General features: G+C 31.9%; 10 protein-coding genes and 1 pseudogene. 10 read left to right on the forward strand and 1 reads right to left on the reverse strand.

From position 1 onward, the window contains the following. Positions 1 to 148 precede the first annotated feature (148 nt). The 10 genes and pseudogenes from COZ07_RS00670 (at position 149) to COZ07_RS00715 (ending at position 8,847) form a co-directional block, all read left to right on the forward strand. A complete protein-coding gene (locus tag COZ07_RS00670) occupies positions 149 to 1,612 on the forward strand; it encodes a S9 family peptidase (protein ID WP_406606688.1) in 1,464 nt (487 codons plus the stop codon). Positions 1,613 to 1,658: 46 nt separating this feature from the next. Then, positions 1,659 to 2,312 (forward strand): lysoplasmalogenase, encoded by a 654-nt coding sequence (locus tag COZ07_RS00675; protein ID WP_406606689.1) that lies wholly within the window; start codon positions 1,659 to 1,661, stop codon positions 2,310 to 2,312. A 130-nt stretch (positions 2,313 to 2,442) separates the two neighbouring features. Beyond that, positions 2,443 to 2,971: pseudogene (locus COZ07_RS00680) on the forward strand (aspartate/glutamate racemase family protein). 67 nt (positions 2,972 to 3,038) lie between these two features. Beyond that, a complete protein-coding gene (locus COZ07_RS00685; protein WP_406606690.1) occupies positions 3,039 to 3,734 on the forward strand; it encodes a hypothetical protein in 696 nt (231 codons plus the stop codon). Positions 3,735 to 4,277: 543 nt separating this feature from the next. Continuing rightward, positions 4,278 to 5,555, forward strand: coding sequence for a DNA methyltransferase (locus tag COZ07_RS00690; protein WP_406606691.1), 1,278 nt, complete (start codon positions 4,278 to 4,280; stop codon positions 5,553 to 5,555). Continuing rightward, on the forward strand, positions 5,518 to 5,715 hold the full coding sequence (locus COZ07_RS00695; RefSeq protein ID WP_406606692.1) for a hypothetical protein: 198 nt from the start codon (positions 5,518 to 5,520) through the stop codon (positions 5,713 to 5,715). Before COZ07_RS00690 ends, COZ07_RS00695 begins: the two co-directional genes overlap by 38 nt. Positions 5,716 to 5,990: 275 nt before the next feature. Further along, on the forward strand, positions 5,991 to 6,260 hold the full coding sequence (locus tag COZ07_RS00700) for a hypothetical protein (protein WP_406606693.1): 270 nt from the start codon (positions 5,991 to 5,993) through the stop codon (positions 6,258 to 6,260). 115 nt (positions 6,261 to 6,375) lie between these two features. Next, the gene (locus COZ07_RS00705; protein WP_406606694.1) at positions 6,376 to 7,623 is read left to right on the forward strand and encodes a PIN domain-containing protein; all 1,248 of its coding nucleotides are present in this window, start codon (positions 6,376 to 6,378) and stop codon (positions 7,621 to 7,623) included. A 562-nt stretch (positions 7,624 to 8,185) separates the two neighbouring features. After that, positions 8,186 to 8,572, forward strand: coding sequence for an ACT domain-containing protein (locus tag COZ07_RS00710; protein ID WP_406606695.1), 387 nt, complete (start codon positions 8,186 to 8,188; stop codon positions 8,570 to 8,572). An 89-nt stretch (positions 8,573 to 8,661) separates the two neighbouring features. Beyond that, complete coding sequence (locus COZ07_RS00715; RefSeq protein WP_406606696.1) at positions 8,662 to 8,847, forward strand: hypothetical protein; 186 nt, start codon at positions 8,662 to 8,664, stop codon at positions 8,845 to 8,847. Between the two features lie 147 nt (positions 8,848 to 8,994). Here COZ07_RS00715 and COZ07_RS00720 read toward each other — a convergent pair whose 3' ends face one another. Beyond that, on the reverse strand, positions 8,995 to 10,407 hold the full coding sequence (locus COZ07_RS00720; RefSeq protein WP_406606697.1) for an MATE family efflux transporter: 1,413 nt from the start codon (positions 10,405 to 10,407) through the stop codon (positions 8,995 to 8,997). Positions 10,408 to 10,502 lie beyond the last annotated feature (95 nt).

Genomic DNA, 10,502 nt, shown 5'->3' on the forward strand with positions numbered 1-10,502 from the left:
CAATGATCGGTTTTACGGTAATGATGGTACTTGATGTGGCATTTAGCTCATAATCGGAATGTTCTTTCTCAGATTTAGAGAAAATAAGAGCGGAAAGACTATTTATTGAAAAAATCATCCTTTATAAATAAAAAAGAGGAAAAATGTTATGAAAAAGATTTATAGAATTTTGTTTATCGTTTTGATTTGTTTTACTTTAATAATTATAGGAAGTACATTTTTTATAGTTTTAGCTCAACAGCAGGTTACTTCTGCTGCTTCTGGTATCGAGGGTATCTGGGAGGGCAGGTTGAAAGTTCCAGGAATAGAACTTAGGATTGTGTGTAAGATTTCTAAGAATCCAAATGGAACTCTAACTGCAACTTTAGATAGCCCTGATCAGGGAGTAACTGATATACCAGTGGAAAAGGTTATGGTTAAAGATAATGATTTATATATGGAAATAAATTCTTTGGGAGGTATTTTTGAAGGAAAGATAAGTAGTGATTTTTTAACTATAGAAGGACAATGGAAGCAATCTGGACAAATTCTGCCGCTAATCGTGAAAAGAGTAAATACAGCTATTGAAATCCTCAGACCACAAGAACCGAAAAAACCTTACCCCTACTTGGAAGAAGAAGTAATATATGAAAATAAAGAAGCAAAAATTACCCTTGCGGGAACCCTTACTTTGCCTTCTAAAGAAGGTAGCTTTCCGGTAGTTTTATTAATTACTGGTTCTGGTCCGCAAGATCGCAATGAAACTGTATTTGGTCATCACCCCTTTCTGGTATTAGGGGATTATTTAACTCGTCAGGGTATTGCTGTTCTTAGGGTAGATGATCGGGGAGTGGGAGGATCAACAGGTGACTTCTCCCAAGCTACTAGTGAAGACTTTGCTTCTGATGTGTTAGCCGGGATAGAATATCTAAAAGCAAGAAAAGAGATAAACCCAAGGAAGATTGGTCTTATCGGTCATAGTGAAGGAGGCATTATTGCTCCTATGGTGGCTGTGAAATCACCAGATGTGGCATTCATTATATTAATGGCGGGGACAGGATTAACCGGAGAAGAAATTTTATATTTACAAACCGGATTAATTTCTAAAGAAATGGGTATTAGTGAGAAAGACATTACCAAAAATCTCCAGCTGAATAATAAAATATTTTCGGTGATTAAAGAAGAAGAGGATAATAAAATTGTGGAAGAAAAAATTCGTCAAATATTTATGACTTATTGGGAAGATTTAAGTGAGGAAGAAAAAAGTAAAATAGGTAACCCAGAAGATTACCTTAAAGCTCAACTACAAAGTTTATTATCTCCCTGGTTTCGTTTTTTTCTAACTTATGATCCCCAACCAACCTTAAGTAAGGTAAACTGTCCAGTGTTAGCTATAAATGGAGAGAAAGATTTACAAGTTCCTCCTAAAGAAAACCTTAGTGCGATTAAAGAAGCCCTTCAGACAGGGGGTAACGAGAATTTCACCATTAAGGAATTACCTGGTCTTAATCATCTTTTTCAGACTGCCCAAACAGGTGTGCCTGCTGAATATGCCAAGATTGAAGAAACGATTTCGCCGGAGGTTTTAAAAATAATAAGCGATTGGATTTTAGAACAAACCAGAGATAAATAAATGATATTTCATCTATCAGAGAGATAAATTAAGTGGAGTAAAAAATATGGCTCTAAGAGTATTAATAATGGTTTTTTTTGTTATTGTTGCTGTGGGAGATGTTTTTGCCGTAAAGTATGACAAGGTTAAATTAAAGTATTTTACTAAAACATTATTGCTTCCTACGCTTGCTCTTTTTTATATAATAAGTGTGGCTAACCTGAATATACTGATATTTTTTGCTTTAATTTTCTGTTTTTTGGGAGATTTTTTCTTATTATGGTCTCAGAAAAAGACTTTTTTCATAGCAGGGTTACTATCTTTTTTTATGGGACATATTTTTTATACTATGGCCTTCCTGCAGACTACTTCTTTTTTATCCGCTATACCTGAATGGTTTTACTTTTTTTTACTCCCCTATATCTGGTATGGGGCATTTATTCTAAAAAAACTCAATCCTTATCTTCACTCTATGAAGGTATTGGTGATTGTTTATCTAAATATTATTCTTATAATGAGTTTTGCCAGTTTTACACGGATTTGGGTATTAACAGGATTATCATTCTGGTTACCCTTTATAGGTTCAATTTTCTTTATAGCTTCTGATTCATTATTAGCTTTTCGCAATTTTAAAGGTAAACTATCAAGAGGCTATGCGTCTATAATGATAACCTATATTTTTGCTCAATTTCTAATTGTCTTTGGTTTTTTATATGTATGAAACTTGAAACAGTAAAAACGAAAGGTTCTTATCATTTATTATTAAAAATCAAGATTTTATATATATTTTTTCAAAATAAAAAGGAATTTCTTCTTTTTTGTAGAATTCTTTTATTAAGGGAGGGAAAATTATGTCTAAGCACTCTAAACATATCGGAATAGTTGCCTGTAGTGCAGAGGGTGCAGCCCTTTGCTATCGTACCATCTGTATGGAAGGAACAGCTTTATTGGGAAGACATGCCCATCTCACCAATTCCCTGGCTGCATATTGCTCAGGAAGTTGTTGCTGAAGCAAAACGCAAAGAATATAAATGTCTGGGAGTTTTAGGCACACGATATTTAATGGAGGGTCCAGTTTACCCTTCTAAGATTACTGCAGTTGGTATTGAGCATATAATTCCCGAAGTAAAAGATAGGGAAAGAATTAACCAGATAATTTTTGATGAATTAGTTAATGCTCGTTTTACTTCAGAAGCGCTGGTCTATTTTAAGGGAATCATTAATGAGTTAAAAAATAAAGGGTGTGATGCAGTTATCCTGGGCTGTACTGAAATACCATTGTTAGTAAATCAAGAGAATTCTCCTTTACCTATACTTGATTCTACCAGACTCTTAGCAAGGGCTGCCTTGAAAAAAGCAATTAGTTCAACATCTGGTTAAAAGTTAAATAGGATGAGATTATAAAAGTGATCTATATTTAATTTAAAGATGAAAAGAGGTTTTAAGTATGCGTAGGATCATTTTCATTGCAGTTTTATCTGGATTATTCCTTATGATAGGTGGTATTCTTTTATTAATCTGGTGGCCAGTTAAACCCTCGTTAGCAGAAATAACCGATTCTTGGGTGGCCTTGATAATGGTGTATCTATTTCTGATTATATTCTTATACGAGAAGACTATTTATAAGTTTTTTAATGAATTTATTATTACTAAAAATTTAGGGCGACATGATTCTCAACAGTCAAGGCAAAAACAGCTATTATTTTCTGAATCTATTTCTAACTTTAATATTAGTAGTTTGATTTCTAATTATAATTCTAACTGGGAAAGTATATTAAAGAAAGAAAGTCAGGATACAGATTCTAAAATTTTAACAGAAGAAAGGGAAGCTAAATATATTCGAAAACTGCAGGAGGAAAATATTAAATGGCGTTTTCTTTATGCTGATTCCTATCTGGTCTTATATGCAAAATATGTTTTATTTTGGCTTTACAAGTCTAAATTGGTAAACCGAGAAGAATTTGATGATATATGGAAATCAAAAATATCTGATTCCAAGGAACGAGAGGCTATCTTAAATGCCCTACTTGATTTGGAATTTGTTTGGGAAGAAGAGGATACTTTATCTATCACTGAATTAGGCTCAGCTTATGTAAATTATTTAAAAGAAGTTGATAAACAGATAAGTGAACAAAAACAGTGATTATTAATTTAAATTTTATTTTTATATAAAATTAAAGAAAGTAAAAACTTCTAATAAAAAACGGATTTTGATTTGTTATAAAAAGTGGGATATATTTCTATAAAAATAAGGAATATGAGAATAAAAAGGAAATAAAAAATGTTTAAGCTCTCTAATCGGGCTGCCTTAGATGAAATAAATAAACTTATTGAATTGCAGGTATTGAAGTCTCAAGGCAAGGGGAGAGCTCTTCATTATATAATGTTATAATGTTCATGATTATGTTCACGATAAGGCTCACGATTTTTACATATTGTAATTTTGCAAAGATGCTTGATTATAAAAATGGGATGTGTCCCCAATTAAATAATATTTCAAATCTTGAGACATGACCCCGAAAGACATGACCCCGAAAGATACATAAAAGAGGTTTTTTATTTGTTTTATAGAATTAATATAGAAAAAACAAATATAGAAAAAACATAGATTAAATATTAGGAATCTATTAAAATAAATTAGAGTAGGGTATAATAAATACATAATATATTTGAAGGGAATAACTATATGAAAACTATTCATAAGATAATTATTGGCGATTCGAGATATATGAAAGAAGTACCTAATGAATCCGTGCATCTTACTATTACCTCTCCTCCATATTGGCAATTAAAAGATTATGGCAATGGCAAGCAAATTGGTTTTAATGACAATTATGAAGAGTATATTAACAATCTCAATTTAGTCTGGAATGAATGCTATAGGGTTTTACACAATGGCTGTCGTTTATGTATTAATATTGGCGATCAGTTTGCACGTTCAGTCTATTATGGAAGATATAAAGTTATTCCGATAAGGACAGAGATAATTAAGTTTTGTGAAAGTATAGACTTTGACTATATGGGAGCGATTATCTGGCAAAAAGTTACTACTTGCAATACTACTGGTGGAGCAACAGTAATGGGATCTTTTCCCTATCCTAGAAATGGAATTCTTAAAATTGATTATGAATTTATTCTAATTTTTAAAAAATATGGGAATGCTCCGAAAATAAACAAAGAGATGAAAGAAAAATCAAAATTATCACAAGAAGAGTGGAATAAATATTTTACCGGGCATTGGAACTTCCCTGGTGAAAAACAGGATAAACATTTGGCGATGTTTCCAGAAGAATTACCAAAACGTCTTATTAAGATGTTCAGCTTTGTGGGTGATAAAGTGCTTGACCCCTTCTTGGGGAGCGGAACCACATCTTTAGTAGCAAAAAATCTTCATAGAAATTCTATTGGATATGAAATAAATGAATATTTTTTACCAATCATAAAAGAAAAGCTTGGATTAAGACAAAGCACTATTTTTCAAGATGAGACATTTGAAATAATCAAGCAGGAAAATATAAATACTGACTTTAAGGAAGAGATAAAAAAATTGCCTTATATTTTCCAGGACCCAATAAAATTTGATAAGAAAATTGACCCGCGAAAATTAAGTTTTGGTTCTAAAATAGATAATTCTTGTTCTAAGAGAGAGACATATTATACCGTGAAAGAAATAATTTCTCCCCAAATCTTAATTTTAAATAATGGATTAAAAATTAGATTATTAGGAATAAAAGAAAGACCAGGAAAAAATGGAGGAGCTATACAATTCTTAAAAGAAAAAGCTCTAGGGCAAAAAGTATTTATAAAGTTTGATACTATAAAATATGACGAAGAAAATAATTTGCTTTGCTATCTCTATTTAAGTAATAAAACTTTTTTAAATGCTCATTTGATTAGAAGTGGTTTAGTGGATGGAGATATGGAATTTGATTATAAATATAAGTCGAAATTTTTATCAAAATGAATTAGAATTTCAAAAAAGAACACATAAAAAATTTACTGATAAGTATGGAGGGAAAGTATTTTATATCATTTCAGTGAAGGAAGGAAAAAAGAAAATTATACATAACCCTGAAGTAATTGAAGAATTAAAGGAAGAAATTAAAAGATTACAACAGAATTAAGATAAAAATTAAAGAGTTAAAGGGGCAAATATTGACAACTGAACAGTTTTATTTATTATTTAATTTAGCAAGCAAGAGTCAGCAAGAGTAGAGAAGATGAGAAATACTTCAAAAATGAAAAAAAGAAGTTTTTAAAGCAATTTAAATAAACTAAGTGTTGGAGTATGACACCAACAATGTGGGAAGAAAAAAATTAAAAAAAATACTTAATAATGCTAGCTTGCAAAACTTAGTTAGAAGAATTAAATATAATTTGTCAATAATTATAGACCCCAATGGAGAATGAAAGAGGAAAACTAATATACCATTATTTTCTGGCTTACAAATACCACCGCCTGCCAATTGGCAAGATTTTGAAACTCTCTGTTGTGATTTATGGCGATCAATTTGGAAGGACTCAAATACGCAAAAAAATTGAAGATGGGGACAACCACAACATGCTGTTGATATTTGTGGAAGGCCAAATCAAGAGGATTCATGGGCAGGTGTGCAATGTAAAGGAAAAGATAACTATACTAATAAATCGCTGGCTGAGAAAGAAGTAAGAGATGAAGTCGAGAAGGCTAAATCTTTTTAACCAAAACTATCACAGTTCATTATGATATTGGAATAAAATTACGTTTAGCAGTAGTAAGCTTTCGTTCTAACGATTTCGAAGAATTGGATAAGTTCTTAGAATTCCCAATTGATATAAGTTTCTTGTCATTAGATTCTGTTTTTCAACTCGCCCATTTATATGCAGCCAGAAAACTAGTTAAGAAATCATTTGAAATAATGTATGAAACTAGAAGAAAATTTTTCAATAACGGGAATGCTCACTTGAAGTATATTGGGTGTTTCTTTCAGCGAGAAAGAGATGTTGATGAGTGGCTAAACGTTTCTGAAGTTGATGTTAATACAGCGGTTTGTATCAGAGATAACTCAGGTCAACGGGATTGGTATATTATAGAAGACCGAAAAGATGCTGACATACAGCGTAGAGAAATTAATTTAGATCATTCCCTTGCTCAAAAGCTATTAGAGAAATCAGTTGGAGACAAAATTTTAATAAAAGAAAGCCCTCTATCAAAAGAGTTTGGGGAAGCAGTAGAAATCAAAAGTAAATATGTGTATGCACTTCATGAAAGTCTTTCTTTGATTGAAAAATTGTTTCCAGATACTCCCGGCCTTTATGGAGTGAGAATAGAAAAGCCTGAAAAGAAAGATAAGCTACCCGAGGGTTTTCAAACAATCTTGGATGAAGTAGCTAGACAAAATGAGACACGTCTAAAGGGTGAGCAATTCTATAAAGAAGGGAATCTTACAGTTGGAGCTCTCGCTAATCTTATTGGGCGGAATGTTTTTGATGTTTTGGGTGGCTTAATAAGCAAATCTGATTTAGGCATAAGATGTTGCCTTGGCAATGTTGAGGAAAGAAATCATGCATTTTTATTACTTAATAACAATCCTAAACTAATTATTGATATAATTTCACTGATGACATTGCATGGCACTAATGCTGAAGATGCAATTATCAAAGCTTTTGGGAAATTGGGTATTGCGCAATCAACCATAGACCTCCTTCAATATACTATAAATGACCGAAAAGGAATTCAATCAAAAGGATTCATGACAATTGGGAAAGAGGGAGATAAATTTGTAAGGCAAGAAATTAGCGCTGAAGAGGTTAAACATAGTATTGAATATTTAGAAAGTATCATGCATTGGATTGAAAATAATTGTGAAATTATTCCATGTAAAGCAGCTTTGGATATGAAGAGAGATAGGAAACAACAACTCGATGGAATGTTTGGCCCGTCATTCATTGATACAATACTAATTGCAAGTGAGCCTGGAAATTTACTTTACTCTAATGATGAACGATTGCGTTCTTTTGCAAAAACAGAATTTAATGTTGATGGAGTATGAACTCAGGTTTTATTGATGCATTGCTTAAGTATTAAAGTTCTTGAAAAAAGCAAATATAATAAAATGGCTATTAAATTGGTTAGTTCTAATTATCATTATATAAGCATTGATTCAGATGTTTTAATTGAAGCGGCTGAACAAGCGAAATGGGGGTGCCTTCACAACCATACACAACTGTTTTACAGATACTTAAAAAATCTTCTAATGAAAGTTTTGCATTGATTGTGACAACTGAATTTTTATATAAATTATGGGTGCAACCAATTCTGGCTAATCAGAGAGACTATTTATTACTTAGCTTATTAGATTTTATTACCACCGAAAGAAATCGAGGGGTAATATTGGATAAATTGATATATCATATATCATGAAAATGATAAATATCCTTAAAGCCTTCGGTACGAAGGTGCAATAGAGAAATGAGTTCTTCAAATTCGCATAAATTATGTTTAAGTAAAATAATATATAAAATACGAGAGTTGTTTTTTGAAAAGCAGTTAGTTCCTCTTTTCGTAAGGCATTTTGCATATTTATTATATGTGGGGAGATTTTCAAGTTAATTATGCATTTAGAAAATTATTTTAAAAATGGCAAAGTATATATCTGGGAAGAAACCTTTGCAATAATTAAATCAAAGAAAGTTTATCCCAATGCGTTTGCAAATATAATCGACAAGAACGAAACAACGGTGATTATTGAGCAATCTAAATATAATGACGAGGATGTAATAGAAATTGAAAAAGATTGGAAAATATTAACCTTTGATATGGTTTTACCATTTGGGTTAGTTGGATTCCTGGCAAAAGTTTCTAAAATGCTTGCAGATGAGAATATATCAATCTTTGTTGTTTCCGCTTATTCTACAGATCATATTTTGGTTAAAGAAAAGAATTTAACAAGAACTGAAGAGAAGCTTAAAGAGCTTGGATGTATTTTTGAAGAAAGATAATACTCGAGCGAAAAAAAATTCTAACCAAATAAGGATTAAAACTTAGATATAAATGAGTTTATTAATAAACAGAAAGGAGGAAAAGTGAGATGAAGTGGTATAAGATTGTTATTATAATTGCAATATTAGCAGGGATATCTACCCTAATTCCTACTTCGGCAAGTAAGCTATGTTATTTAGGTTATTATGCTCATTGTACCTTTACACCAATAAGCACTATAATCTGTTGGGGTATTGCCTGGGGTATTTATCGGCGTAAATCAAAGAAAAAATAGTATTTTTTACAAGGGAATTTCTTTCTTATTATTTTTTAATTAAGTCGTACTCTGCTAAGACCTTACGATATTTGATTAAGGTCTTGGTGTTAGCCCCTATCCTTTTAATTAAAGTTTTAATGGAAGGCCATACAGTATCTTTTATTACTAAGTTAAAAAAGGAGCAGGTTTAAGAGTCTCCTTGTGTTCATGAATAACTTGCTTCTTCCATTCTCCCTGGAAGTAAAAGAAAAGAGCGATAAGGGCAGCAATAACATTACTTAAGGTTATTCCCCACCATATACCAGTAGATCCAAGTTTCAGACTAAGAAGATAAGCGAGGGGAATTCTTATTATCCAGAGCCTAGAAATATCAATAATCATAGGCTGAAGAGTATGTCCCGAACCTCTAAATAAGGACATAATTACACCAGCTAAAGCAAAAAAAGGAATACCCCAGATAAAAATAGTGAGGAATTGAGTTCCTTCGGTAACTATATCAGGTCGGTTGGGGATGAATACTTTAAATAATATAATTCTTAATATAAAAACTAAAGCTGACTCTAAAAGAGAAACCAGAACTACTATCTGAAGACCCTTTTTAGCAATTTCTTTTACTCTATTGGTAAGTTTTGCACCCAAATTCTGGCCAATTAGGGTCATAATACCCATTCCTAAGCTATCAATGACAATAAAGATTACGCTAATTAATTTATCACCTATACCATAGGCAGCTAAAACGGTATTGGAATTATGTACCCTTCCAATTATAGCCATCATTATTACAAATCCTAAGGCGGTAGTAGAGTGTCCTATAGCTGCCGGTAGACCTATTTTAATAATTTTTTTGATCCATTTTTGTTTTAGAATCAATTTATCAAAATATATCTTTATTCCTTTGGTTCCCTTAAATAGGAGATAGATAGAAATAAAAGCAGCCAGGCCTTGACAAATAATCGTAGCTAAAGCTGCTCCAACTACTTTCATACGGGGTAACCCCCACCACCCGAAAATCATAAAGGGATCCAGGATAATATTTAGAATTACCGTGATGAGGTTTATATACATAGGGGTTACCGTGTCTCCTTTTGCAGAAAGAATACCTTGAAAGGCGAAAGTAATAAATATGAAAGGCATTCCAAAAAAGATTAATTTCATGTAAGCATTTGCTGTCCTGGCTACTGAGGTTGCTATAGTAATAAGAGGGATGAGATAAGGGGTAATAAAAAAACCGAAAATGGCAATTACTAATCCAAAAATAGCCGAAAGAGAAAGCATCTGATTAGCTACCAGGTTGGCATCATTATCTTCTCCTGATCCAATATATTGAGAAATAAGAGCTATACCAGCAATACCAAATCCAAAGGAAAAAGCAATAAAAAACCAAATGATAGGCCAGGTAATTTGTACTCCCGCTACTGCGTCTCCACTTTCGGTAATAGGTAGATGCCCTAACCAAAAAGTATCTGCCATATAGTATAAAGCTTGTAAAAATTGAGAAATCATTAAGGGTAAGCTCAACAAAAATATAATTTTTACGGGATTATGGGTTAAAATCTCTTCTCGGTCAATTTTTCTCATTCTCTCTCCTTCACTGAAAATTATAAATTATAATATAACAGTTTTTCTTATATTTATTATACCATTTTTATTTCTAGGTGTTTTCCTTATTTGGT

Origin of the sequence: Candidatus Infernicultor aquiphilus (assembly GCF_002784285.1) — a bacterium.
GTDB classification, from domain to species: Bacteria; Atribacterota; Phoenicimicrobiia; order Phoenicimicrobiales; family Phoenicimicrobiaceae; genus Infernicultor; species Infernicultor aquiphilus.